This window comes from Mesorhizobium sp. M0598 (genome assembly GCF_040320865.1).
Classification (GTDB): Bacteria; Pseudomonadota; Alphaproteobacteria; order Rhizobiales; family Rhizobiaceae; genus Mesorhizobium.
The window spans coordinates 49,131-72,507 of record NZ_JAMYQL010000002.1; the positions used below are offsets into that span (position 1 = coordinate 49,131).

25 protein-coding genes and 3 tRNA genes are annotated in these 23,377 nt (G+C 61.9%); 16 read left to right on the forward strand and 12 right to left on the reverse strand.

The window, feature by feature from the left end; all coding sequences use genetic code 11:
* Positions 1-54: 54 nt before the first annotated feature.
* Positions 55-128, reverse strand: a tRNA-Gly gene (locus NKI59_RS03230).
* Positions 129-195: 67 nt separating this feature from the next.
* A tRNA-Tyr gene (locus NKI59_RS03235) sits at positions 196-280 on the reverse strand.
* A gap of 202 nt (positions 281-482) precedes the next feature.
* On the opposite strand from NKI59_RS03235, the gene NKI59_RS03240 reads away from it, so the two are divergent.
* Positions 483-1,334 carry a TrmH family RNA methyltransferase gene (locus NKI59_RS03240; protein WP_352702323.1) on the forward strand — a complete coding sequence of 284 codons (852 nt, stop codon included), beginning with the start codon at positions 483-485 and terminating at the stop codon, positions 1,332-1,334.
* A gap of 122 nt (positions 1,335-1,456) precedes the next feature.
* Here NKI59_RS03240 and NKI59_RS03245 read toward each other — a convergent pair whose 3' ends face one another.
* The 3 genes from NKI59_RS03245 to gcl form a co-directional block, all read right to left on the reverse strand.
* Positions 1,457-2,344, reverse strand: coding sequence for a 2-hydroxy-3-oxopropionate reductase (locus tag NKI59_RS03245; protein ID WP_352702324.1), 888 nt, complete (start codon positions 2,342-2,344; stop codon positions 1,457-1,459).
* Between the two features lie 245 nt (positions 2,345-2,589).
* Positions 2,590-3,387: a hydroxypyruvate isomerase gene (gene hyi / locus NKI59_RS03250; protein ID WP_352702326.1), complete on the reverse strand. Its 798-nt coding sequence runs from the start codon at positions 3,385-3,387 to the stop codon at positions 2,590-2,592.
* Positions 3,388-3,410: 23 nt separating this feature from the next.
* Complete coding sequence (gene gcl, locus NKI59_RS03255; RefSeq protein ID WP_352702328.1) at positions 3,411-5,192, reverse strand: glyoxylate carboligase; 1,782 nt, start codon at positions 5,190-5,192, stop codon at positions 3,411-3,413.
* 203 nt (positions 5,193-5,395) lie between these two features.
* On the opposite strand from gcl, the gene bhcR reads away from it, so the two are divergent.
* Positions 5,396-6,244, forward strand: coding sequence for an HTH-type transcriptional regulator BhcR (gene bhcR, locus NKI59_RS03260; protein ID WP_352702330.1), 849 nt, complete (start codon positions 5,396-5,398; stop codon positions 6,242-6,244).
* 49 nt (positions 6,245-6,293) lie between these two features.
* Here bhcR and NKI59_RS03265 read toward each other — a convergent pair whose 3' ends face one another.
* The 3 genes from NKI59_RS03265 to NKI59_RS03275 form a co-directional block, all read right to left on the reverse strand.
* A complete protein-coding gene (locus NKI59_RS03265) occupies positions 6,294-6,650 on the reverse strand; it encodes a hypothetical protein (protein ID WP_352451067.1) in 357 nt (118 codons plus the stop codon).
* 429 nt (positions 6,651-7,079) lie between these two features.
* On the reverse strand, positions 7,080-7,379 hold the full coding sequence (locus NKI59_RS03270; RefSeq protein ID WP_352578232.1) for a BA14K family protein: 300 nt from the start codon (positions 7,377-7,379) through the stop codon (positions 7,080-7,082).
* Positions 7,380-7,555: 176 nt separating this feature from the next.
* Complete coding sequence (locus tag NKI59_RS03275; RefSeq protein ID WP_352492505.1) at positions 7,556-7,723, reverse strand: hypothetical protein; 168 nt, start codon at positions 7,721-7,723, stop codon at positions 7,556-7,558.
* A 156-nt stretch (positions 7,724-7,879) separates the two neighbouring features.
* Between NKI59_RS03275 and NKI59_RS03280 the strand changes: the two genes are divergently transcribed.
* From NKI59_RS03280 to NKI59_RS03295, 4 genes are all read left to right on the forward strand, one after another.
* Positions 7,880-7,955 (forward strand) — tRNA-Thr (locus NKI59_RS03280).
* A gap of 153 nt (positions 7,956-8,108) precedes the next feature.
* Positions 8,109-8,348: a hypothetical protein gene (locus NKI59_RS03285; RefSeq protein WP_156937488.1), complete on the forward strand. Its 240-nt coding sequence runs from the start codon at positions 8,109-8,111 to the stop codon at positions 8,346-8,348.
* 275 nt (positions 8,349-8,623) lie between these two features.
* A complete protein-coding gene (locus NKI59_RS03290; RefSeq protein WP_084641813.1) occupies positions 8,624-8,821 on the forward strand; it encodes a hypothetical protein in 198 nt (65 codons plus the stop codon).
* Between the two features lie 135 nt (positions 8,822-8,956).
* Positions 8,957-9,595, forward strand: a complete 639-nt coding sequence (locus NKI59_RS03295; protein WP_352702332.1) for a cupin domain-containing protein — start codon at positions 8,957-8,959, stop codon at positions 9,593-9,595.
* A gap of 64 nt (positions 9,596-9,659) precedes the next feature.
* Here NKI59_RS03295 and NKI59_RS03300 read toward each other — a convergent pair whose 3' ends face one another.
* Complete coding sequence (locus tag NKI59_RS03300) at positions 9,660-10,226, reverse strand: DUF2569 family protein (protein ID WP_352451071.1); 567 nt, start codon at positions 10,224-10,226, stop codon at positions 9,660-9,662.
* Between the two features lie 140 nt (positions 10,227-10,366).
* On the opposite strand from NKI59_RS03300, the gene NKI59_RS03305 reads away from it, so the two are divergent.
* A complete protein-coding gene (locus NKI59_RS03305; protein WP_023679908.1) occupies positions 10,367-10,567 on the forward strand; it encodes a DUF2905 domain-containing protein in 201 nt (66 codons plus the stop codon).
* A gap of 55 nt (positions 10,568-10,622) precedes the next feature.
* On the opposite strand, the gene NKI59_RS03310 is transcribed toward NKI59_RS03305, so the two are convergent.
* Complete coding sequence (locus NKI59_RS03310) at positions 10,623-11,237, reverse strand: TetR/AcrR family transcriptional regulator (RefSeq protein ID WP_352702335.1); 615 nt, start codon at positions 11,235-11,237, stop codon at positions 10,623-10,625.
* A gap of 90 nt (positions 11,238-11,327) precedes the next feature.
* On the opposite strand from NKI59_RS03310, the gene NKI59_RS03315 reads away from it, so the two are divergent.
* The 7 genes from NKI59_RS03315 to NKI59_RS03345 all read left to right on the forward strand — a co-directional run bounded on the left by NKI59_RS03315 (position 11,328) and on the right by NKI59_RS03345 (position 18,921).
* Entirely contained in the window at positions 11,328-12,434 is a 1,107-nt protein-coding gene (locus tag NKI59_RS03315) for a polyamine ABC transporter substrate-binding protein (protein WP_352702338.1), read from the forward strand.
* A 13-nt stretch (positions 12,435-12,447) separates the two neighbouring features.
* A complete protein-coding gene (locus NKI59_RS03320; RefSeq protein WP_502901020.1) occupies positions 12,448-13,290 on the forward strand; it encodes an ABC transporter permease in 843 nt (280 codons plus the stop codon).
* 2 nt (positions 13,291-13,292) lie between these two features.
* Entirely contained in the window at positions 13,293-14,075 is a 783-nt protein-coding gene (locus tag NKI59_RS03325) for an ABC transporter permease (RefSeq protein ID WP_352702340.1), read from the forward strand.
* A complete protein-coding gene (locus NKI59_RS03330) occupies positions 14,072-15,142 on the forward strand; it encodes an ABC transporter ATP-binding protein (RefSeq protein ID WP_352702342.1) in 1,071 nt (356 codons plus the stop codon). Before NKI59_RS03325 ends, NKI59_RS03330 begins: the two co-directional genes overlap by 4 nt.
* Positions 15,139-15,900, forward strand: a complete 762-nt coding sequence (locus tag NKI59_RS03335; RefSeq protein ID WP_352702344.1) for an MBL fold metallo-hydrolase — start codon at positions 15,139-15,141, stop codon at positions 15,898-15,900. Before NKI59_RS03330 ends, NKI59_RS03335 begins: the two co-directional genes overlap by 4 nt.
* 461 nt (positions 15,901-16,361) lie before the next feature.
* Positions 16,362-17,135, forward strand: a complete 774-nt coding sequence (locus NKI59_RS03340) for an NAD kinase (protein WP_352702346.1) — start codon at positions 16,362-16,364, stop codon at positions 17,133-17,135.
* A 190-nt stretch (positions 17,136-17,325) separates the two neighbouring features.
* Positions 17,326-18,921 (forward strand): DEAD/DEAH box helicase, encoded by a 1,596-nt coding sequence (locus NKI59_RS03345; RefSeq protein ID WP_352451079.1) that lies wholly within the window; start codon positions 17,326-17,328, stop codon positions 18,919-18,921.
* A 46-nt stretch (positions 18,922-18,967) separates the two neighbouring features.
* Here the strand turns inward: NKI59_RS03345 and NKI59_RS03350 are convergent, their stop codons facing one another.
* On the reverse strand, positions 18,968-20,980 hold the full coding sequence (locus NKI59_RS03350; protein ID WP_352702348.1) for a BTAD domain-containing putative transcriptional regulator: 2,013 nt from the start codon (positions 20,978-20,980) through the stop codon (positions 18,968-18,970).
* Between the two features lie 174 nt (positions 20,981-21,154).
* Between NKI59_RS03350 and NKI59_RS03355 the strand changes: the two genes are divergently transcribed.
* Entirely contained in the window at positions 21,155-21,400 is a 246-nt protein-coding gene (locus NKI59_RS03355) for a hypothetical protein (protein WP_352683323.1), read from the forward strand.
* Positions 21,401-21,427: 27 nt separating this feature from the next.
* Here NKI59_RS03355 and NKI59_RS03360 read toward each other — a convergent pair whose 3' ends face one another.
* A complete protein-coding gene (locus tag NKI59_RS03360) occupies positions 21,428-22,321 on the reverse strand; it encodes a LysR family transcriptional regulator (protein ID WP_352683325.1) in 894 nt (297 codons plus the stop codon).
* A 126-nt stretch (positions 22,322-22,447) separates the two neighbouring features.
* Here NKI59_RS03360 and NKI59_RS03365 point away from each other — a divergent pair, with 126 nt between their 5' ends.
* Positions 22,448-23,332 carry an NmrA/HSCARG family protein gene (locus NKI59_RS03365; protein ID WP_352683327.1) on the forward strand — a complete coding sequence of 295 codons (885 nt, stop codon included), beginning with the start codon at positions 22,448-22,450 and terminating at the stop codon, positions 23,330-23,332.
* Positions 23,333-23,377: the final 45 nt, after the last annotated feature.

Here is a 23,377-nt window from a genome sequence, read left to right on the forward strand (position 1 = left end):
GGGGCTGCCTGCTTCGGCATCGTGCGCGAGGTGCGCCGCGGCTTAGGGGAAATCTGGAGCGGGTAGCGGGAATCGAACCCGCATATTCAGCTTGGAAGGCTGCTGCTCTACCACTGAGCTATACCCGCGCCTTTCAGTCAAGCATCGGATCCGCTCCGACGCTCGCTCTGCGTTTCAGGGCTTCCGGGCCGGCAGTGGTGGAGAGGGTTGGATTTGAACCAACGTAGGCATAGCCAACGGATTTACAGTCCGTCCCCTTTAACCACTCGGGCACCTCTCCAGTCTGCCGCCGGAGCCATGCAACGAGGCATCGACGCGTCGCGGCCGCCAAAGCAGCCCTTCCGCGAAGCGCCTTATGGCGGCAGCGCCCAAAACTGTCAACCGCAACAGTCCGGCAAAAAGCGCTGAATCTCACGCCTCGCCCGACAAGCAGCTTATGCAGCTGTATCCATGGCCGGACGACACGGCTATAGAAGCCGGCCATGAGCAACGACAACAAATCGAAGACCCCTAAAGACACCCACTACGCGAAGCTGCGCCGCGCGCATCGCGACGAGAAGAGCGGTGGCGCGCCTGCATTCAGGCCACGCCAGCCGGTGCCGCCCGGCGAGAACCCGGCGGATGGGCTGGTGCGGCTCTACGGGCTGCACACGGTGCGGGCCGCACTCGACAATCCGCGCCGCAAAATCAAGAAGATGCTGGTGACGCGCAACGCTGCCGAGCGACTGGCAATCGCCGACCTTGGCGCTTTGCCCTTCAACGCGGAACTGGTCGAACCCAGGGACATCGACAAGGTCACCGGCTCGGATGCCGTTCACCAGGGCGTGGTGATCGAGGCCGAGCCGCTGAAACCGAAGCGGCTCGATGCGCTCGGCGACACCAGGCTGGTGCTGGTGCTCGACCAGATCACCGATCCGCACAATGTCGGTGCGATCCTGCGCTCGGCGGTGGCTTTCGGCGCCGGTGCATTGATCACCACGGCGCGCCACAGCCCGCAGGAATCCGGCGTGCTGGCGAAATCGGCCTCCGGCGCGCTCGAGCATATCGATCAGATCGAGGTGAAGAACCTCGCCGACGCGCTGGGGCAGCTGCACGAGGCCGGATTCCAGACGATCGGCCTGGATTCGGACGGGCCGGCGGAGCTCGAAACGAGCTTTGCCGGAGAAAAGATCGCGTTGGTACTTGGCGCCGAGGGCAAAGGCCTGCGCCAGAAGACACGCGAGACGGTGACGACGCTCGCCCGGCTCGACATGCCCGGCGCCATCCGTTCGCTCAACGTGTCGAATGCCGCGGCGGTGGCGCTTTATGCGGCGAGGAAATTTTTGAAAGAGTGAATGGTGAATAGTGAATGGTGAGACTGTACGTAAGTCGTGACCAATCACTACCAACTACTCACCTATCTGCAACTGACTACCTATTCACCATTCACCATTCACCATTCACCATTCACTATTCACTATTCACCCACTTCACATCCCGCCATCCGCTCCAGCGCCCGAACCAGCGCCGAATGATCCTCCTTTGACCCGCCATTCGCCGCGCACGAGTTGAACAATTGCTGCGTCGTTGAAGTGTTGGGCAGGGCGACGCCGAGCGCTTTCGCGCCTTCAAGGGCGAGATTCAGATCCTTCTGGTGGAGTTCGATGCGGAAGCCGGGCGCGAAAGTGCGCTTGATCATGCGCTCGCCATGCACTTCCAGGATGCGCGAGTTTGCGAGCCCGCCCATCAGCGCCTGCCTGACCTTGGCCGGGTCGGCGCCGGCTTTCGATGCAAAAACAAGCGCTTCGGCGACGGCCTCAATGGTCAGCGCGACGACGATCTGGTTGGCGACCTTGGTGGTCTGTCCGACGCCGTTCGGTCCGACCAGAGTGATGTTCTTACCTATCTTCTCGAAGATAGGCCTGGCGCGTTCGAAGGCTTTTTCCTCACCGCCGACCATGATGGTCAGCGAAGCCGCCTTGGCGCCGACCTCGCCGCCCGACACCGGCGCATCGAGATAGTCGCAGCCGAGATCGTTGATCTTTTTTGCGAATTCCTTGGTCTCGATCGGCGAGATCGAGCTCATGTCGATGACCAGCTTGCCTTTAGTGAGGCCTGACGCGACGCCATTCTCAGCGAACAGCACGTCGGCGACCTGCGGCGTATCCGGAACCATGGTGATGACGATGTCGGCGGCACGTGCGACGGCATCATGGCCGGTGACGACCTTCAGGCCCTTGGCGACGAGGTCGGCCGGCGGTTTCGAGCGGTGGTCGCTGGCGACGACCTGATAACCGGCGTCTAGCAGATGCCCCGCCATCGGCGCGCCCATGATGCCGAGGCCGATGAAGCCGATGATTTCCATTTTTAGTTCTCCGTCGTACTTGTTAAGGCCGAGTTCTTTCGCGCCCCCTCTGGCCTGCCGGCCATCTCCCCCACGGGTGGGGAGATCGGCAATTTCGGCGTCGGCTTGTAACTTTCTAAACCTCGAAAATTGGCGAAAGCGGCGGCGACATCCAATTTCCCCCCTCGTGGGGGAGATGCCAAGTTTTGGCAAAGAGGGCAGGCCAGAGGGGGGCGCGCAGGAACGCGACGTGCGATACGCAGCGTCTACGCCGCCGCGCTGCCCTGCCCGGCCGCGTCCCGAAACCACCCGAGCCCGGTTTCCGTTCCGCCCTTGGGCTTGTACTCCGCACCGACCCAGCCGGAATAGCCGATGCGGTCGATGTGGTTGTACAGGAAGGGAAAATTGATCTCGCCCGTCCCCGGCTCATGACGGCCGGGATTGTCCGCAAGCTGGATATGCGCGATGCGGTTGAGGTTTGCCTCGATGGTACGGGCGAGATCCCCCTCCATGATCTGCATGTGATAGATATCGTATTGCAGGAACAGGTTCTTCGAGCCGACGCGGTCGATCAGCGCCAGGGCCTGATCCGAGTAATTCAGGAAAAAACCCGGAATGTCGCGGGTGTTGATCGGCTCGATCAGCAGCCTGATGCCGGCCTGCTCCAGCTTTTCGGCCGCGAAAGCCAGATTTTCGGCGAAGACGTCTTCCAGCACGGAGCGGTCGACGCCTTGCGGCGCGATGCCGGCGAGGCAGTTGACCTGCTCGCAGCCGAGCGCATGGGCATAGGTGACGACCTTGGCAATGCCCTGCCGGAACTCCGGCACGCGGTCGGGCAGGATCGCGATGCCGCGCTCGCCCTTGGCCCAGTCGCCGGCAGGCAGGTTGAACAGGACCTGCGTCAGCCCGTTCTTCTTCAACCTGGCCGCGACGACATCCGGCGCATGGTCGTAGGGGCCGATATACTCGACGCCCTTGAAGCCGGCGCGGGCGGCGGCATCGAAGCGGTCGAGGAAGTCATGCTCGCCAAAGAGCATCGAAAGATTGGCTGAGAACCGTGGCATGGCAGTAGTTCCTCATATGCGGCTTAATCGAGCATGACGATCGCCGTGGGGGCATCTTCATGGCGTTCGGCAAGCTCCTCGAATTCGGTGATCTTGTCGATTTCGGTACCCATCGAAACGTTGGTGACGCGCTCGAGGATGAATTCGAGCACCACCGGAACCTGGTGCTCGTCCATCAGGCGCTTTGCCTCTTCGAAGGCACCGGCGAATTCCTCCGGCCGGCGCACCCTGACGGCCTTGCAGCCCATCGCCTCGGCAACGGCGACGTGGTCGACGCCGTAGCCCGCCTCTGGATCGCCCTGTCGATTGACGTTCTCGAAGGCGAGGCTGACTTCGAAATCCATCGAAAAGCCGCGCTGCGCCTGGCGGATCAGGCCGAGATAGGCATTGTTCACGACGACATGGATGTAGGGCAATTTGTGCTGTGCGCCGGCCGCCAGTTCCTCGATCATGAACTGGAAATCATAGTCGCCGGACAATGCCACAATTGTGCGGTCCGGATCGGCGGCGCGAACACCGAGGGCTGCCGGCAATGTCCAGCCGAGCGGGCCGGCCTGGCCGCAATTGATCCAGTTGCGTGGCTTGTAGACGTGCAGGAATTGCGCCCCGGCGATCTGGGACAGGCCGATCGTGGTGACATAGGTGGTGTCGCGGCCGAACGCCTTGTTCATCTCCTCGTAGACGCGCTGCGGCTTCAGCGGCACCTGGTCGAAATGGGTCTTGCGCTTCATCGTCTTCTTGCGCTGCCGGCATTCGCCGGCCCAGCCCGACCAGTCGCGCAATTTTCCGGCCGTCCTCCACTCGGTGGCGACGTCGAGCAGCATCTTAAGCGCCGCACCGGCGTCCGAGACGACGCCGAGGTCCGGCGCGAAGACCCGGCCGATCTGCGTCGGCTCGATATCGACGTGGATGAATTTCTTGCCCTTGGTATAGACGTCGATCGAACCGGTGTGGCGGTTGGCCCAGCGGTTGCCGATGCCGAAAACGAAATCGGCTTCGAGCATCGTGGCATTGCCATAGCGGTGCGAGGTCTGCAGCCCGCACATGCCGGCCATCAGGCGGTGGTCGTCGGGGATCGCGCCCCAGCCCATCAGCGTCGGAATGACAGGCACGCCGGCGACCTCGGCGAACTCGATCAGCAGATCGGACGCATCGGCGTTGATGATGCCGCCGCCGGCGACGATGACAGGCTTTTCCGCCGCATTCAGCATCGTCAACGCCTTCTCGGCCTGGGCGCGCGACATTGCCGGCTTGAACGGCACCAGCGGCTCGTAGGCATCGATGTCGAACTCGATCTCGGTCAGTTGCACATCGACAGGCAAATCGATCAGCACCGGCCCCGGCCGCGACGAGCGCATCAGATGGAACGCTTTCTGCAGCGCCATCGGCACCAGATAGGGTTCCATGACGGTGACCGCCCATTTGGCGACGGGTGCAGCGATCGCCGCAATGTCGACGGCCTGAAAATCCTCCTTGTTGAGACGCGCGCGCGGCGCCTGCCCGGTGATGCAGAGGATGGGAATTGAATCGGCAGCGGCCGAATAGAGGCCGGTGATCATGTCGGTGCCGGCAGGACCCGAGGTGCCGATGCACAGACCGATATTGCCCGATCTGGCGCGGGTAAACCCTTCGGCCATATGCGAGGCCGCCTCGACGTGACGCGCAAGGATGTGGCGGATACTGCCCCTCGCCTTCAGTGCCGAATAGAGCGGGTTGATCGCAGCACCCGGCACGCCGAAGGCACAGGAGATGCCTTCCTTTTCGAGAACGAGAACCGCTGCGTCGACTGCGCGCATCCTGGCCATGTCAGCCTCCACGGAATTGTTGATAGCCGATGATGCCAGCGCACCAATGATTTTTCAATTTTTTCAGAATATTTTTCCATTTCTAGAAAACAGCTCTTGTTGGTTGAATTGATTGGCCTTTTTGTTTTCCATGAATTCGCTTCGTAAATCACTGGAAAACTTTTTCATTGCCTGTTTGGGCGAACAGGGCGAAGAATGGCCCGATGGAAACCACCGAAAAACGCCAGCGCGGCCGGCCGCGCGCCTTCAACGGGCCGTCCGAGGCCGCCTCGGTGCAGTCGCTGGACCGGGCGCTGCGGATCCTGGCAATCGTCGCCGATGGCAGTGGCCTGTCGCTGAGCGAGATCGCCGCCAGTTCCGGTCTGCCGGCATCCACCGCCTACCGCATGCTGACGACGCTGGAAAACCACGGCATGGTCGAGTTCGACGGCCCTGACCAACTGTGGTCGATCGGCGTCGAGACCTATCGCATGGGGGCGGCGTTCCTGCGCCGCCGCAAGCTGGTCGACCGCGCCCGTATCGTCATGCAGGAATTGATGGAGAAGACCGGCGAGACCGCCAATCTCGGCGTCGCCGAGGACGATTGCGTCGTCTTCGTCAGTCAGGTCGAGACGCACCAGGCGATCCGCGCCTTTTTCCGGCCGGGCACGCGCAGCTCTTTCCATGCATCGGGCATCGGCAAGGCGGTGCTGGCGTATCTCGAGCCGGAGCGCGTCGCCACCATCCTGCGCCGGGCCGGGCTGGAGCGCTTCACCGAAAACACGCTGTCCGATATCTCGGCTCTCGCCCGCGACCTGGTGACGATCAAGCTGCGCGGCTGGTCGGTTGACGACGAGGAGCGGCATCCGGGCATGCGCTGCGTTGCCGCCGCCATCTTCAATGAATTCGGCGAGCCGATCGGCGGCGTTTCGGTCTCCGGGCCGACAGTACGGGTCACGCCGGAACGGCTGGCCGAGATCGGGCCGCTGGTGCACGATGCGGCGGCGGAGGTGACGAGGATGATCGGCGGACTGCCGACCCCTCCCGGCCTTGGCAGCGAGCCGAGCGCATAGCAGCGCTGACCAGCGCGGAATGGTGCGACATCTGCCAGGATGGCCAGAGCTAGGCCCCGGGCACCGCGCTCTTGGTCGATAGGTCGTAGAAATCAAGCAGCATCGCCAGCCCAACTCCGCAGGCGGTGAAGATGAGGCCGGCAATGAAGATACGATTGGCGCGTTCATAAACGCGCCGTTGTAGAGACGTTATGTCGAGCAGCAACCGCAGCGCTCGTATCTGCAGGGCAATGCCGATCAAAATCGGCACGACGGCGGCCAGGTGATAGATTTCCCATGGTATCGGGTTGGCGGCCCAATGCGTGATGAAGCCCAGCGAGAACGCCAGCAGGATGCCGACTGTGGTGATTGTGCCGTTGCGGAAAACCGTCTCGATCGGCTCTTCGTTCGGATCGTGCTCGCCCAAGCGCCCTCTCCCTGTTTCGGTATCGGTGCAGATTAGGCTGTTGGGAAATCGCTGTATACTGCCGGGTTCCTGGTGAAATCAGAGACAAAATGATAGCTCAATTGCTTGGAGACTGAAGCTGGCGCTGCCCCTCATTGCCCTGCCGGGCATTTCTCCCCGTATAGTGACGGGGAGAAAGAAGCTGACCGCGACCTTGGCGCCCTCTTGCAGCGCTGGAGACTGGCGAAATCATCGCCGAGAGCGTCCCTTCTCCCCGTCACTATACGGGGAGAAGATGCTGGCAGGCAGATGAGGGGCAGCGCCGACACTGATAGTCAGTCGATTTCGACAAGAAGCCTATCGCCGAACAACAGAAAAAGGGCCAGTGGGGCGCCCTTCTTCCGGTTGCATGAAACGGTCACCTCCTCTCAAAATTGGCAGTAGTGGCTCTCAAAGCCGGCAGCGATGACGATAACCGTCGTAGCCGACATAGGTGTCCGAGTACGGGTCGTAGCTCTGGTAGCGATTGAGGCAGCGCCGGACGTGCCACGAGCCGCCGTCTTCCTCGATATAGACGGTGCGCGGCTGGGCCAGCGCGCTGCCGAGCAGGAAGCCGCCGACACCTGCGGCAATGCCGATGCCGAGGTGCTTGTGCTTGTGATGGGCGGCCGACGGCTGAACGGTGCCGACCAGCATGGCGGCGGCGACAGTGGTGGCGACGAGGCCCGAAATGATGGTGCGCTTGAACATGACGATCTCCTTGTTGTGGGAGGCGATCCAACCGCCTCTTGACCATCAGTCGTCGCAACAAGGAAAAAGGTTCGAAGGTCTTTTTGGATTTTTTCTCGGCGGGAGAAATCGCGCGGTCTGATGCGCGACCACGAACGGTCACGCCGTCGACAGTTCACCGGAACAACCGGCAGGCCTCAGCCCATGCCGGTGATATGGCGAAGCCAGAAGGCGAGCGCGATGAAACCGATGATGGTGGTGACGCCGGTCCAGTCGATATTGGCGCGCTTCAGGTCCTTGATGAGCTTCACCAGGAGAACCCAGGCCACGACGACGAGCGGGAGAATGATGACAAACCTGATCATGCGACTGCCTCGCTGATGCGATTGCACCTTCGATCAATATAGGAAGCGAATTGGCCGTTTTCAGGACGCCCTGGCGGCAGAACCGGCGCGTTCGCGGCAGCCGAAAACGGAGTTTTGTCTTTACTGGCGCGGCAGATATGGTAACCGGAGCGCCGTGCCCTTGTAGCTCAGCTGGTAGAGCAGCGGTTTTGTAAACCGAAGGTCGGCGGTTCGATTCCGTCCGGGGGCACCAGTACGGGCTTCTTGAGACCTCCGGGGCGCTTGATATCTGCTCATCCCCGATATCCACAGGCCGAGGCCGTCAGGATCGGTAGCACATCAGCTTCAACGCATATATTCCCTAGCGGAAACCATAGTTCCCTAGCGGAAAACCTAGGAGTCTTCGTTGGAGCAGAAACGCACGACCGCCCCCTTCATCAACGGCATATTTGGCGGATTTATCGTCTTCGCCTTCGCGTTCGGTTTCCGTTTCCTGCTAAGTCCCGATCCCGATCCAACATCAAGAGCAACGACAAGCCTTTCAGTACTGGCCTTTGCCATTTGTTTCGGCGCAGCCTTCCTCCGCGAGCACCGGCGCCAGATTGCCGCCGCCAGAGAATATATAAGCCGCCCAAGATCGTATTAGGGGCGTACGTGTCGGGACCGTCCTCGTCGGGTCACCAGAAACTTCCGTGAAATTGCTGGCACAATCTGTCGCCAGACAACGAGTTAGCATCTCATATCTAGAGACGCTGAGCCCGGGCGTGACTTCGCCGTTGCAGAGCCGTCATTTCGGCCCTCTCTCCCGACCTCGGCCATCTCGTACCATTCGATTAAATTGCTCCTGTGTATATTAGCACTCGCTCAATTAAGCGCGCCGACAATGTCGGTGCGGCGGGCCAAAAACCAAAGGGTGTTGTCATGCGAAGTGATTTCGCCGCGGCGCGCGAGCTTTTGGAGTGCGCACAAAACCGCCTCTGCGGTGCGGATGAAACGAGCCGACGCGTCAACGAGGCCCTCGACGCGCTGATTGAAGAAATAGCCATCGCGGAATTCCGCAAGGCGCCACTGACGGTCGTGCCGTTTCCGCGAGCGCGGCCGCCTAAGCATGTTCGGTAGAGCGCTGATCGCCCGCGTTGACGAAGAGCCGGCAACTGGTGTTTCCGCAATCGCCCGTTGGAGCGTCGTTGAACGACCAAGCCTTTGACGATAGAGTTGCCGGGCATTGGTGCTCTGAAACTCCGGAGCCGATCCATGTCACGCTGTGGAGATGTCTACGAGAACAAGGTGACCGGCGAATATGCGGTCATCCTGCGTGGCACCGAAGACCGCGGCCAGGGACCTGGCATCGCTCATCTGACCGCCCGGCCGGGAGCCGCAGTGGTGGGCGAGCACTTCCACCCGAATCTGACGGAACGGTTTGCCGTCCTCCGTGGCCGTCTCGACGCCTGCATCGCCGGGAAGACTTTGTCCCTGGGGCCTGGCCAATCCGCCACGGTCGAAGCAGGCGTCGCACATGATTGGTGGAACAGCAGCAAAACCGAAGAAGCGCATGTCCTGGTCGAAGTCGACCGGGCGCCAGGTGCGGACAATGTCGACCCGAACCGTTTCGAGCTGCTGATCGGCATGCTCTTCGGCCTGGCCAATGCCGGCAAGGTGGACAGAAAAGGTAGACCTTCGCCGCTTCAGGCAGCAGTCATCGCCAGAGAATTTGCCGACGTGATCGTCTTCACGCACCCGCCACCTGCGATTCAGCGAGTGGCGCTGGGGTTCCTGGCGCCACTCGGCCATCTGCTTGGCTATCACGCGATCGACCCCGTCTACTGCAAGCCGCACGGGCATGTCATGCCGGCTCCTGAAATCCTCGCTCGAGCAGGCCTAGTAGCCGGATGATCCGGGTCCATATTGGGCGCCCGGCATTTTTGTCGGCAGCCACACATAGGACTCGCGGCAAGCTCTATGAAGCACTCGCGACCTGACCGGATATGGCGACCCGGTCGAACGTGTTTCTCACCCTGACCGACTTGTAGACGTAGGCGACCCAGATGCCGGTCAGGACAAAAGAAACTGCGGGCATTACCAGCGCATCCCATGCAAGCACCAAGCTCACGGGAGCGCTCATAACCGCTGAGATCCATACCGCGTCCAGAATAAACACGATTGGTATTGCAAACCACTGATACAGGAATAGCTGCTTGAAGCGGTAACTCCGCAGCAGCATCGCAAAGAGCACAACCACCTGGAACACCACAAACGCCAGCAAGAGGGCAATCTCTCCGTAGACCGCCAAGGTGCCATTCGGGAGCGTCATGAGCTGTCGGTAGCCTTCACTCGATGAGCCCAATGAGACGAGCGTGCGTAGCGGGGAGAAAGCCTGAAGAATCGCAAGCAGCATAAGCCAGCCTCCGAAACCTACGAGAGCCGAAGTATCCTGTAATGGCTTTGCGGCTGACCGAACGGCAAAGAAAACAGGCACGCCGATCAGCAGCAGCACTATAGCCCAATGCCAGATGGAAATCTGCATCCAATCCCTCCCTTGATACCCTTTTAGGTTGTATCAGATTTCATCCTCAACTCAAGAGGCAACATCGAAAGGAAGCGCTGCTTGCAAGACCCGTCAACACTATATTTCCGGCATGATACTATTTCCGGCAGGATGCTGCCATGTCGCGAACTCTGATCGTCGTTGGTCTCAGCATAGTCGCCATAGGCCTGCTGTGGCCTTGGTTGGCCCGGACCGGCCTTGGCAGGCTGCCCGGCGATATCGTGATCGAGCGTGAGAACTTCAGGCTTTATGTCCCTATTACCACGGGGATACTGGTCAGCATCGTGCTCTCGGCCATTCTATGGCTGATCAACCGGTAGGCGATGCTCCGGCTGCGGCGATTTGTGTTGCAGGCCCAACTCGCCCTTGACCTTCTTACACTCCGATCGCCGCAACCAAAATCCGGTTCTGCCGTCGTATCGCCGCCCGCAACTCGGCAATCCTCGCCTCCTCGCGCTTCACGAATTCGATGAACATCATGTTCATGTTGTTGAAGATGAGCTCGCCGAGTGCCGGCCCGTCGATGTCGCGACGCACCAGGCCGAGCGCCTGCAGGCGGACGATCAGCGCGCGGATCTGCTCGGTCAGGGCGCGGTCCAGCCCCGTATAGGCCTGGCCGAACGGGCTGTCGGGCAGTTGCGTCGAGATCGCCATCGCCTGCCGCCACATCTCCTTGCTGAGATAATGCAGCGAGTGCTCGATATAGATGCCGAGCAGCGTATCGAGAGCGTCGCCGACATTGGCCGGTGGGTTGGCGACGACGCCGCGCCCGGCATTCAGCACCTCGTTGACCTCCATCGAGACGATGGCGCCGAGGATGTCGCCCTTGTTCTGGTAGTAATTGTAGATGGTACCGACCGAGACTTCGGCCTGCGCCGCGATGGTCTCGATCTTGGCGCCTTCATAACCGGCATCGCGGAAAAGCGCCGCCGCCGCCTCGATGATGCGGCGGTGCCGATCCGCCTTCTGCCTTGCCCGCAATCCGCTCATAACGGCTGTTTGCCACAAAAACAGAATTGACTCAATTTTAGAATTGGTTCAATTTTTCCTACAAGCCAAAAAGGCAAGGGAGAACACTCGATGTCCGTCAATCCAAAGACCCCCAATCTAACAGTCAGGAATCCGCTTTCCGTTCTGAAGAGCCATCTCCAAGGCGCGTGTGCCGCGGCAGCACTGCTGCTGGCGGCGGGCAGCCTCGCTCAGGCGCAGGATCTCAACGCGCTGATCTGGTGCGATCACGCCGATCCGGCGCTGCTGCAGCCGTTCGAGGAAGCGAACGGCGTCAAGGTCAATGTCAAGGAGTTTGAAGGCACCGGCGCCGGCCTGGCCATCGTCGATCAATCACAGCCCGGCGACTGGGACGTGATGGTGATCGACAGCATCGACATACCGCGCGGCGTCGAAAAAGGCCTGTTCGAGCCGCTACCGGAAGACAAGCTGCCGCTGGCTGACCTGTTTCCGCAGGTGAAGATGGATAGCTCCACCGTCGTCGACGGCAAGCGTTACGGCATCACTGAAAAGTTCGGCTACAACACGATCGGCTACAACAAGACCAAGGTCGACCCGGCCGACATGCAGTCGCTTGCCGCGCTGACCGGCGACAAATACAAGGGCAAGATCGCCATCTACGATTATTACCTGCCGGTCATCGGCATGGCCGCACTGGCGATCGGCAAAAAGACCGCCGACCTGACCGAAGCCGACCTTCCCGCCATCAAGGAAGAGCTGCTCAAAATGAAGGCCAACGCCAAGCTGGTCGGCGAAGTGACCGCCAGCCAGACGGCGCTGGCGACCGGCGAGGTCGACATTCTGGTCGGCGGCGGCGAATGGGTGACGGCGGGGCTGGCCAAGGAAAACCCTGCCCTGGACTTCTCTATCCCGAAAGAAGGCGCCGTGCTGTGGTCGCAGTCGCTGGCAATGTTCAAGGATTCCAAGAACAAGGAGCTGGCGCTTAAATTCATCCAGTACATTATGAGCCCCGAAGGCCAGGCGCGGCTCGCCACCTCGTCCTGCTATTGGGGCATGCCGGCCAACAGCAAGGCGGCGTTGAGCGACGAGCAGAAGAAGATCCTGCGCTTCGACGAGCAGCCGGAATTCCTCGCCCGCGCCCAGTCCTATCCGGCGCCGAACGCCGACCTCGACAAGAAGATGCAGGACGTCTGGACCGAAATGCTGCAGGCGCAATGACCGGCTGCCGGTCGTGAACGCCGTCAACGGTGGGCGTGCCCTGCCCTGGGCGCTGGTCGCGCCGGCGCTCGGCTGGACGCTGCTGTTTTTTGTGCTGCCCTTCGTCGCCATGGCGGTATCCAGCCTGACGGCACATGAAGGCGGCGGCTTCACGCTGTCCAACTACAGCCAGTTCTTTGCCAATCCGTCCTACTGGCAGGCGATGGTGAACTCGCTGCAGGTCACAGCGATCGTCACCGTGATCTCGGTGCTGCTTGCCTATCCTTTTGCCTGGATCCTGGCCGAACAGGTGCCGGAGCGCTGGCAGCGGCTGGCGCTGATGCTGGCGGTGCTGCCGTTCTGGACCTCCTATGTCGTGCGCTCCTATTCGTGGCTGCTGGTGCTGGCGCAAAACGGCGTCGTCAACCATGCGTTGACCGGCTCCGGCCTGTTCAGCGAACCGCTGCAGCTCGCCAATACGCGGCTGGCCACCGTCATCGGCTTCGTGCATTTCTTCGTCATGCTGTTGACGCTGACGATCTTCGCCAATCTGAAGCAGCTCAGCCCCAGCTATCGCAAGGCCGCCGCCGACCTCGGCGCCGGGCCGGTTCGGACTTTCCTGCATGTCGTTCTGCCGCTGACGCTGCCAGGCATCATAGTCGGCGCCTTCCTCACCTTCGTGCTATGCATCGGCGACTACATCACGCCGCAGATCCTCGGCGGCAACAACGAGCTGTTGATGCCGCAACTCGTCATGATGCAGATCGGCCGGCGCGGCGACTTTCCGCTCGCCTCGGCGCTGTCGATCATCCTGATGGCGGTGGTCACCATCGCCTACCTCGCCTGCGCCCGCTGGCTGAAGATCGAGCGGGCCTGACCATGCGCGCTTTCATCCGCCTCGTCTCCGGCCTTTACGCCATCGCAATCTACGGCTTCATCTTTCTGCCGGTCATCGTTCTGGTGCTGTTTTCGCTGCAGGCAACGTCGTTTCCGATCCCGCCCTTCACCGGGCCGTCGCTGCGCTGGTACGAGGCCGTGCTCGCCGACACGCGGCTGACTTCGGCTCTGGTCAATTCGCTGCTGGTGGCGGTCGTCTCCTCGGGTGCCGCCGTCACGTTGGGCTTTCTCTCCGCCTGGGGTTTTGCGCGCTTCGCCTTGCCGGGCTCGGGCCTGATGCGCGGGCTGATCACCTTGCCCTTGACCGTCAGCTATCTCATCATCGGCATGGGGCTGCTGGTGCTGTTCAACTGGGCCGGCGTGCCGAAGTCGCTCACTGCCGCCGGCATCGGCCACGTCGTGATCAACCTGCCGCTCTGCTTTGCCGTCGTCTACAGCCAGATGGGCGACCACCAGATCAACATCGAGCGCGCCGCGCGCGACCTCGGCGCGCCCGAATGGAAGGTGCTGCTGCTGATCACCGTGCCCGTCATGGCGCCGGCCATCTTCGCCGGCTTCTTCCTGTCGATGACCTTCTCCTGGGACGAATTCGTCATCTCGTTCCTGTTGACGCGCTTCGACACGACGCTGCCGGTCGAGATCTGGAACCTTCTCCGCTCCGGCCTCAATCCCAAGACCAACGCCGTCGGCTCGCTGGTCTTCGCCGTCTCCATCGTACTGGTGGTATTGTTCGAGCTGATGCTGTTGCGGAGGAAGCCGGCATGACCGCGCCACTGGTCGATATAAGCTCTGTCTCGCATCGCTTCGGCCAGCACACCGTGCTGAAGAACGTCTCGCTGACGATCGAGCCGGGCAGCTACACGATCCTGCTCGGGCCGTCCGGCTCCGGCAAGACGACGCTTCTGTCCATCCTCGGCGGCTTCGTCACGCCGAGCGAAGGCAAGGTGCTGATCCGCGGCGAGGACTGCACCGCCGTGCCACCGGCGAAGCGGCCGACGACCACCGTGTTCCAGGACTACGCGCTGTTTCCGCATATGAGCGTCGGCAGCAATGTCGGCTTCGGCCTGCGCATGCGGGGTGTCGATGCCGCAACCCGGGCAGCAAGGGCGCGCGAGGCGCTGGCGCTGGTCGGGCTCGCCACCGCCTTCGACAAGAAGCCGCACCAGCTTTCCGGCGGTCAGCGGCAGCGCGTGGCACTGGCGCGCGCCCTGGTGGTCGAGCCGGCGGTGCTGTTGCTCGACGAGCCGCTCGGCGCGCTCGACCTGAAATTGCGCCGGCAGATGCAGGACGAATTGAAGGCGATCCAGAAACGCGTCGGCACCGCCTTCATCCACGTCACCCACGACCAGGAAGAGGCGATGGCGCTGGCCGATCATTGCGTGGTGATGAATGACGGGCGCATCGAGGACGAAGGACCGCCCGAGCGCGTCTATGCCCGGCCAGCGACGCGCTTTTCCGCGACTTTCATGGGCGAAAGCACGCTGATATCGGGAACGGTGACCGAGGCGAAGAGCGGCAAAATCGCCGTCACCACGAAGCTTGGGTCGCTGTCGCTGCCCGGCACATTGCCGGCCGGCTCGACCGTTGCGCTGGCCATCCGCCCGGAGCATCTTGTCTTCGGCGCTGCTGGCGGTGCCGTGGCGCTCGGTACGGCCAAGGTCAGCGACGTCGTCTTCCAGGGCAGCTTCAAGCGTGTGCTGGGGACCTCCACGACCGACCCGGCGCTGCACTTCATCGCCAAGGTCGCGGCCGCATCGGCCGTCCAGCCGGGCGACGTTGTCGCGGTATCGTGCGATGCTGGCGACATCATCCTGCTTGCGGACCAAACATGAGCACGCTTCCAATCATCGACGCTCCTGACTGGTACGAAACTATCCGCATGGGCGATGGCGTGACGCTGATCCACGAGCCGTGGATCAAGCCGTTCTTCCGCTGCAACATCTGGCATGTGCGCGGCCGCGACCGCGATCTTCTGTTCGACACCGGCCTCGGCCATTTCAGCCTGCGCCGCCACGTGCCGCTGGTCACGCAGCGCAAGCTCACCTGCGTGGCCAGCCACACGCATTTCGATCATATCGGCTGCCATCACGAATTTCCCGACCGCTGCGTCCACCCGGCCGAGGCCGAAATCCTCGCCGATCCACGCAACGAATGGACGGTTGCCGACCGCTATGCCACCGACGAGATGTTCGACGGCATGCCGCAAGGCTGGGACACGAAGCGCTACCGGATCCTGCCCGCACCAGCCGGCCGGTTGCTCGAGCAAGGCGACATCGTCGATCTCGGCGACCGTGCCTTCGAGGTCATCCACACGCCCGGCCATTCACCCGGCGGCATTGCGCTCTACGAAAACAGGACGGGCATCCTGTTTTCCGGCGACATCATCTATGACGGCCCGCTGATCGACGACGTCTATCACTCCGATATCGACGATTATGTCGAAACGCTGCTGCGCATGCGCGATCTCGATGTCTCGGTCGTGCACGGCGGCCATTTCCCGAGTTTCGGCAAAGTTCGCTATCGCCAGCTTGTCGACGAGTATCTCGCGCAAAAGCGCCAGGCCGGCTGCCATCTGTTGCAAGCCCGATAAGCACTGGCGCTGTGGCGTCAAAGCGCCCTTTGCGGACAGGGTGTCCCCGCCGCGTCGCCGCAGCGTGAGGCCGTGGGCTCGGGTCTAAAGCTCTTTTCCTCCGACTGGCGCACCAGTTCCGCAAAAGCCAGGGCAAAACTTGCCAGCATCAGGAAGACAATAATCAAGCGTGCCAGCGGCAATAGATCGGCCTCGACTGGTTAGCCCCCACGCCGCCCGTCCGCTGCCGGCTAACATGATCGATCCGGCTTTACGAGAGTTTAAGGCGGGCCTTAACCATCACATCATTTTGTCCTCCGACATGATGCGCGAGTGCGGCTTGTTTGGTCGCCATCTCCAGGCACCTCCCTCCCTTTGCAGAAATGCCCACCCATGCTAACCCGGCGCTGGCGCGGCCCAGCAACCGGTCGCCGCCAATCGGTCGCCAGACGGTCGTCGCCAATCGGTTGTCGTTGAGAGCCATGAGCAAAACCGCCAGCCGTTTCGCCTTCGTCTCATCCGGTACAGCCGACGCCAATGCAGCGCTGGAAAGCCTTTCTGCGCGTTACGGCCAGGCATCCGTCGAAGAAGCCGAGATCGTCGTGGCGCTCGGCGGCGACGGCTTTCTGCTGCAGACCCTGCGTGAGACGATGAGCACGGGAAAGAAGGTCTACGGCATGAACCGTGGCACCATCGGTTTTCTGATGAACGAATACCGCGCCAGCGGCTTGACCGGGCGCATCGCGGCGGCCGTTGCCGAAACGATCCGTCCGCTGGAGATGCAGGCGGTGACGGCCGAAGGCGAGACGATTTCGGCGCTCGCGATCAACGAGGTCGCGCTTTGGCGCCAGTCGTATCAGACGGCCAAGATCCGCATCACCGTGGATGGGCAAGAGCGGCTGGAGGAATTGCACTGCGACGGCGTGATGATTGCGACGCCGGCCGGCTCGACCGCATATAATCTGTCGGCGCACGGGCCGATCCTGCCGCTCGACGCTCCGCTGCTGGCGCTGACCCCGGTCAGCCCGTTTCGTCCGCGCCGCTGGCGCGGCGCGCTGCTCTCCAACAAGGCGATCGTGCGTTTCGACATTCTGGAGCCGGAAAAGCGGCCGGTGAACGCCGCCGCCGACCACACCGAGGTCAAGGCGGTGACGACGGTCACGGTGAGGGAATCGCCGACGGCAACGGCGACGCTGCTGTTCGATCCCAACCATTCGTGGAACGAGCGCATTCTCGCCGAACAGTTCAGGTATTGAGCCGGCGTAGCGGCCACTGCGTAAATTAAGCATCGCGATTAAGGTTACGACTTCACAATCGCGCCAATGCCGCCCGTTTGTGTTGACAAATCGTGGGCTTGCGCCTACCTGCAATACCAATCTTGCAGGCGCGCGGCGCTTGCCGCGACTGCATATGTTGCGCCCCCGAACCAGCCAAAGACAGCCAAACTTGTCCTCAGACACCCAGATCGCTCAAGAAGCGTTGACCTTCGCAGACCTCGGCCTGTCGCCGAAGGTCCTTTCCGCAGTTACCGATGCCGGCTACACCGAGCCGACGCCGATCCAGGCTGGTGCTATCCCGCACGCCTTGCTCGGCAAGGACGTGCTGGGCATAGCCCAGACCGGCACCGGCAAGACAGCGTCCTTCGTCCTGCCGATGCTCACCCGGCTGGAAAAGGGCCGCGCCCGCGCCCGCATGCCGCGCACGCTGATCCTCGAGCCGACGCGCGAGCTCGCCGCGCAGGTGGAGGAAAACTTCGTCAAATACGGCAAGAACCACAAGCTCAATATCGCACTGCTGATCGGCGGCGTGTCCTTCGACGAGCAGGACAAGAAGCTCGAGCGAGGCGCCGATGTGCTGATCGCGACCCCCGGCCGCCTGCTCGACCATCGCGAGCGCGGCAAGCTCCTGCTCAACGGCGTCGAGATCCTCGTCATCGACGAGGCCGACCGCATGCTCGACATGGGCTTCATCCCCGACATCGAGCGTATCTGCGAGATGATCCCGTTCACCAGGCAGACGCTGTTCTTCTCGGCGACGATGCCGCCGGAAATCACCAAGCTCACCGAGAAATTCCTGCACGCACCGGTGCGCGTCGAAGTGTCGAAGGCAGCATCGGCCGCCACCAACATCATCCAGCGGCTGGTGAAATCCGGCCCGAAACCCTGGGACAAGCGCGAGACGCTGCGCAATCTGATGAAAGCCGAGGATGCCGAGCTGAAGAACGCCATCATCTTCTGCAACCGCAAGATCGAGGTATCGGAGCTGTTCCGCTCGCTGCTGAAATATGACTTCGACGCCGGCGCCCTGCACGGCGACATGGACCAGCGCGCGCGCATGCAGATGCTGGCCAATTTCCGTGACGGCAAGCTGCGCTACCTCGTTGCTTCGGATGTCGCGGCGCGTGGCCTCGACATTCCCGATGTCAGCCATGTCTTCAATTACGACGTGCCGATCCACGCGGAGGATTACGTCCACCGCATCGGCCGTACCGGCCGCGCCGGGCGCTCGGGCAAATCCTTCACCATCGCGACCAAGTCGGACACCAAATACATCGACGCCATCGAGCGGCTGATCGGCACGAAGATCGAGTGGCATGACGGCGATTTGTCGACGGTCGTTGCCAGCGAAGGCGGCGAGGATGAGGCCCCGCGCCGTGGCCGCGGTGCGCCACGCCGTGCCGGCCGCAAGGACGACGCCAAGGACAGGGGCGAGCGCAAACCGCGTGAACGCCACGCCAAGCGCAGCGAAGAAGCAGCGCCAGAAGCAGTTAGCGAGGAACAGCCGGTCGTGGCCGAAGCCACCGTCGCCGACATCGACGAGCGGCGTACCCGCAAAGAGGCGATCCGCTCGGAAAACAGCGAGCGCCAGGCTTCACCTGAACGCAAGGCTTCGCCCGATCGCAACGAACGGCGCGCGCCGGAACGGGGCGACACCAGGCCGCAGCGCGAGCGCCCTGCCCGCCAGCGCCAGGAAGACAATGACGCGACCGTCGGCTTCGGCGACGACATGCCGGCCTTCATGCGGATCGTCGCCAAGGTCTGACACGGCTCGCGCGCGGCCCCGCCGACGCGCGAAGCATTGTCGCCAGTCAATCCGGCAGGCCCGCCTTGCGAAGGCCTTCGATATATCTGATGCGATCGTCCGGTCGATAAAACGGCGGCAGCACCTCGGCGAGATTCGAAAGCCGCAGCGAAGGATCGAGCTCGCAGACCCGGGCCATCATCTGCTGCGCTTCCGACAGGCGCCCCGCAAGGGCATGACTCGCCGCCACTACACGCATCGCGCTCACGTAGTTTGGTTGGTACCGCAGCGACTTTCCCGCCCAAGCGGCGGCGTCATCGTAGTGGCCGGCACAAAAATGAGCGAGCCCGGTGTTGAATTGCCAAGCGAACAGGCGTGGATCCAATGGGCTTAGGCGCATGGCAAGCGCGGCGTGCTCGACGGCCTTGCCTGGCTCGCCAAAGCAAGCCCTGACCCAGCTGCTTAGGCCCCACGCGGCCGCTAGATTCGGGTTGAGAACGAGCGCGCGATCGATGCAAGCCGCACTGTCGTCAAGGTCGCCACCTACGTAGCCGAGCACGTATCCACCGAAGGAAAGCGCAATCGCATCGTCCCTTCCGAGTTCGACCGCTCTCCTAGCCAGTCGAGTAGCCTCGGCATTCTCTTTCGCGCGGTCGACCATCCAGCCGTTGCTTTTTCGGGTAGCGTAGCACCGCGCCGCCCGCGCATAGGCTGCGGCAAACTCCGGGTCACGATCGATCGCCTTCATGAAGAGGCGCAAGGCATCGTCAATGGCCGATCTACTAGTGATCGTCCGGTCAAAGGCCGCCAGCCCGCGGAGATAGTAGTCATAGGCGTCGAGGCTTTCTGTCGGTTTGCGTTTGGCACGCTCGATCTCAGCCTCCTCCATTTTCGGCGTGATTGCGCCGACAATGCTCGAGGCGACCTGGTCCTGCAGATTGAAAACTTCGGCGAGCGTTCCATCAAAACGGTCGGCCCAGAGATAGGCCCCCGTCGAGGTGTCGATGAGCTGCCCGGCGATGCGCAGGCGGTCGCCCGCCCGGCGAACACTTCCCTCGACCACATAGCGCACGCCCAGCTCACGCCCGACCTGCTTTATGTCTATGGACCGTCCCCTGTAGGTGAAGCTCGAATTCCGTGCGACCACGAACAGGTGACGAAAGTGAGCCAAGGCGGTGACAATGTCTTCCACCATGCCGTCGGCGAAATATTCCTGCTCCACATCACCGCTTAGATTCTGAAACGGCAGCACCGCAATCGACGGCTGGTCGTCGCGCCTCGTCGGGGCCGCCAGAACCTGCGCCAGTGATGCGGCGCCAGAGCTTGGCTCCGGCCGCTGACGTTCAGTTCTTTCACGGGACTGCAGGGAAGCCGGAAGTGAGCTTGTCTGCTCCTCTGGGTCCGCATTCAGATGTTTTTTTAAAGCTGCCCGACACAGCTCGAACTGGCGCAAGGCCGCGTTTTCGTGACCTCGATGAGCGTGGATGCGGATAAGCGCCCGATGGGCTGCCTCCGCCGTCGGATCCGAGGCGAGCAATCTCTCCGCGAGCCCTTCGCAGGCCGTCTCTTCCGCTGAGCCGGGTGCGGGCAGCGCCAGGCTCAGCCGATCGACCAACTGCAGCGCCTTGCGCTGATACTTACTCAGAAAGGGTCCAAACCACTCGTCCAGTTCGTCAGGAATCGTTTGCCCGGCAAGCAGCTCACCGCGATAGAGATCCGCAGCGAAGGCGAGATCGGTGGTCCGGCCCTCCTCCAGCTTCCGGTCGAACACCGAGATGTCCGCCTCATCCGGACCGGCAATCAGCACGACGGTCTCCTGATCCCCATCGATGTAGACGGTGGCATCCAAGCTGGCCGGGAACGAGCGCCTAATGTCGACAAGCGCTTGCCGCAGACTATTGCGGGCCTGCCCATTGCTTCGCCCCGGCCAAAAGGCTTCGGAAAGCTGCTCGCGACGATGGCCGCGGCGGCCTGCCAGAACCAGAGCAGCAAAAAGAAGCGAAGTCTTGCGTGTGGCGAACCGGACGGGCCGTTGCTCCGGGGAAGCAACCTCGAGGCCACCAAGCAACCGGATGCGCACAAATCGTCTCCAGACTTCGACCGCAGCGACAGAATAGCATCTCGGCGGATCGATTTAACACCGATTTAACGGCGGATCGTCGGACTCCTCCCAATTGTTCACGCACAGCCGAACAGCCCGAAAACACCTGCGTGGCACGCTCCCACCCGCAAACTCGAAACGGGAGACTAAGAAATGGCTCACACGGGAACTCGCGCCGGCAGCAGCGCGTCCAAACGCCGCTTGCTTGGGTCTGGCCTGAAAAGCGCAGCAATGATGATCACTGCCTTCACGGGGTGGCGGCGGACCGTCGCAAGACGCAGGGCATTGGCAAATTTGACGACCGATCAGCTGAATGACATCGGCCATTCGGAGGTCCATCAACCCGTGGTCAACGCCGCCAAGGCAGTTCTGATCACGAACTTGATGTCGATGAGGTAAGATCGGCGCTCAAATTGGTTTTGCGCCCTAAAGGTTCTTGAGCTCCAGGCGGGATGCCAGCAGGTCCAGAAAAGCGCGAACTTTGGCGGAGGACGACCTGCCCTCCGGCCACACGGCGTGTATCGGCACCGGTACCGGCTCGAATTCGGTTAGAACCAGTTCCAGGCGGCCATCGTCCACGAGGTGTTTTATCTGCCAAAGCGGCGAGTAGCCCAGACCCAATCCGTGAACCGCGGCCGCATAGATGGATATCATCAAATTCGACCGGAAAGTGCCAGCGACCTTCACCGGCCGGGGCTTGCCTTCAATCTGAAACATCCATTCGCCCGGGCGACCATCGACCGTTCGTACGATGCAATCATGCCGAGGCAATTCAAGCGGATGGGCCGGTCGGCCGCGTTGCAGAAAGTAGGCAGGTGCGCCGAACACGACACGCCGCAACGCCCCCAGCCGCTTCGCACGTAAATTGGAATCCGGCAAATTGCCGATCCGGACCGCCAAATCGAGACCCTCGGCATCAAGATCGACAAATTCATCGGAAAGCTGGAGGTCAACCTCAACCCGGGGATATGTCCGCATATAGTCGGCGATAACCGGCACGAGGAAGTCCGGGCCGAACAGAACAGGGGCACTCACACGCAGGATGCCCGACGGCTCCGACCGTCGGTTGGCCGCCTGAAGCCTGGCTTCGTTAATTTCCTCGACGGCGGGTTTGATGCGCTGGAAAAAGGCCGCTCCGGCTTCGCTCGGCGTCGAGCGGCGTGTCGTCCTGTGCAGAAGCTCGACCCCGATGGATTCCTCCAACGTTGCCAAGGACCGGCTGACCGACTGCAGCGAGCGGTTCAGCCGGCGTGCGGCAGCCGTCAGGCTGCCATGCTCGACAATGGCAATGAAGGCTTCGAAATCATCTATCCGGCTCATCGCTCATCGCTCATTCTCCCGACAATCGGGATAAACTATCGCAAACTCGATCAATTGTAACGCAGTTCGCTAGATTTTATCTTCTCTGCACAGGCCGAAAGGCAGACTCGAGGGAAGGAGATCATCATGCGAACACCCAGTCCAACGGTCATGGTCGTAGGCGCCGCAGGCCGCGTTGCCGGTTTGGTGGTGCCTGAACTCGTCGGCCGCAATGCCAGGATTCGGGCGCTTGTTCGTGACGCCGCGAGTGCCGAAAAAGCCCGGAAAGCCGGCGCATCCGAGATCGCGATCGGAGATCTGCGCAACCATCGGAGCCTTGAGCAGGCCGTGAAAGGTGTCGACGGTGTCTTTCACATCGGACCGGCCTTTGCTCCCGACGAAGCCGCCATGGGGGTTGCCATGGTTGAGGCGGCGGCGCGAGCAGGCGTTCGAAAATTCGTCTTTTCGTCCGTGATCCAGCCGACCAATACGAGGCTGGAAAACCATGCAAGCAAGGTACCCGTCGAAGCTGCCCTCTATTCGACGAACATGGAATACACCGTTCTGCACCCGGCCAATTTCATGCAAAATATCGCGCCGGCCTGGCCGTCCGTCGTCGAGCACGGCGTTTTCGCCGAGCCGTTTCCAAGGACGGCGAAGCTCGCCCGCGTCGACTATCGCGATGTGGCTGAAGTGGCGGCAATCGCACTGACCGAAGCGCGTTTGTCCTATGCGACCCTCGAGCTGTGCGCCGACGGTATGCACAGCCGCGAAGAGGTCGTCGCCATGATGAGCGAAGCGCTTGGCCGGCCGGTTTCGGCCGGCGAGCCGACATTTCAGGACTGGGCGGCGAAGGCCCGCCTTCCCTATACCGACCGGCAGTTGCAGATGCTGGCCAAAGTACACAGCCACTACGCCAAATACGGCCTCGGCGGGAACAGCCTGACGTTGCGTGCCGCGCTTGGCCGCGAGCCGCGTTCGCTGCGAAGCTTCATTCGGGAATTGGCGCTGCAGGCGGCATATGCCGCCTGATCGTCCTCACAGTAACGCTGACGCATATTTTTTGATTGGGAGATT

What these genes read in the sequence shown, in the direction of transcription:
- NKI59_RS03325 (WP_352702340.1), top strand. Translation starts at nt 13,293, where the DNA reads ATGCGCGCTTTCATCCGCCTCGTCTCCGGCCTTTACGCCATCGCAATC.
- NKI59_RS03310 (WP_352702335.1), bottom strand. Translation starts at nt 11,237, where the DNA reads ATGAGCGGATTGCGGGCAAGGCAGAAGGCGGATCGGCACCGCCGCATC.
- NKI59_RS03245 (WP_352702324.1), bottom strand. Translation starts at nt 2,344, where the DNA reads ATGGAAATCATCGGCTTCATCGGCCTCGGCATCATGGGCGCGCCGATG.
- NKI59_RS03335 (WP_352702344.1), top strand. Translation starts at nt 15,139, where the DNA reads ATGAGCACGCTTCCAATCATCGACGCTCCTGACTGGTACGAAACTATC.
- NKI59_RS03275 (WP_352492505.1), bottom strand. Translation starts at nt 7,723, where the DNA reads ATGATCAGGTTTGTCATCATTCTCCCGCTCGTCGTCGTGGCCTGGGTT.
- gcl (WP_352702328.1), bottom strand. Translation starts at nt 5,192, where the DNA reads ATGGCCAGGATGCGCGCAGTCGACGCAGCGGTTCTCGTTCTCGAAAAG.
- NKI59_RS03300 (WP_352451071.1), bottom strand. Translation starts at nt 10,226, where the DNA reads ATGCAGATTTCCATCTGGCATTGGGCTATAGTGCTGCTGCTGATCGGC.
- NKI59_RS03365 (WP_352683327.1), top strand. Translation starts at nt 22,448, where the DNA reads ATGCGAACACCCAGTCCAACGGTCATGGTCGTAGGCGCCGCAGGCCGC.
- NKI59_RS03355 (WP_352683323.1), top strand. Translation starts at nt 21,155, where the DNA reads ATGGCTCACACGGGAACTCGCGCCGGCAGCAGCGCGTCCAAACGCCGC.
- NKI59_RS03240 (WP_352702323.1), top strand. Translation starts at nt 483, where the DNA reads ATGAGCAACGACAACAAATCGAAGACCCCTAAAGACACCCACTACGCG.
- NKI59_RS03270 (WP_352578232.1), bottom strand. Translation starts at nt 7,379, where the DNA reads ATGTTCAAGCGCACCATCATTTCGGGCCTCGTCGCCACCACTGTCGCC.
- NKI59_RS03295 (WP_352702332.1), top strand. Translation starts at nt 8,957, where the DNA reads ATGTCACGCTGTGGAGATGTCTACGAGAACAAGGTGACCGGCGAATAT.
- hyi (WP_352702326.1), bottom strand. Translation starts at nt 3,387, where the DNA reads ATGCCACGGTTCTCAGCCAATCTTTCGATGCTCTTTGGCGAGCATGAC.
- NKI59_RS03305 (WP_023679908.1), top strand. Translation starts at nt 10,367, where the DNA reads ATGTCGCGAACTCTGATCGTCGTTGGTCTCAGCATAGTCGCCATAGGC.
- bhcR (WP_352702330.1), top strand. Translation starts at nt 5,396, where the DNA reads ATGGAAACCACCGAAAAACGCCAGCGCGGCCGGCCGCGCGCCTTCAAC.
- NKI59_RS03315 (WP_352702338.1), top strand. Translation starts at nt 11,328, where the DNA reads ATGTCCGTCAATCCAAAGACCCCCAATCTAACAGTCAGGAATCCGCTT.
- NKI59_RS03290 (WP_084641813.1), top strand. Translation starts at nt 8,624, where the DNA reads ATGCGAAGTGATTTCGCCGCGGCGCGCGAGCTTTTGGAGTGCGCACAA.
- NKI59_RS03360 (WP_352683325.1), bottom strand. Translation starts at nt 22,321, where the DNA reads ATGAGCCGGATAGATGATTTCGAAGCCTTCATTGCCATTGTCGAGCAT.
- NKI59_RS03340 (WP_352702346.1), top strand. Translation starts at nt 16,362, where the DNA reads ATGAGCAAAACCGCCAGCCGTTTCGCCTTCGTCTCATCCGGTACAGCC.
- NKI59_RS03330 (WP_352702342.1), top strand. Translation starts at nt 14,072, where the DNA reads ATGACCGCGCCACTGGTCGATATAAGCTCTGTCTCGCATCGCTTCGGC.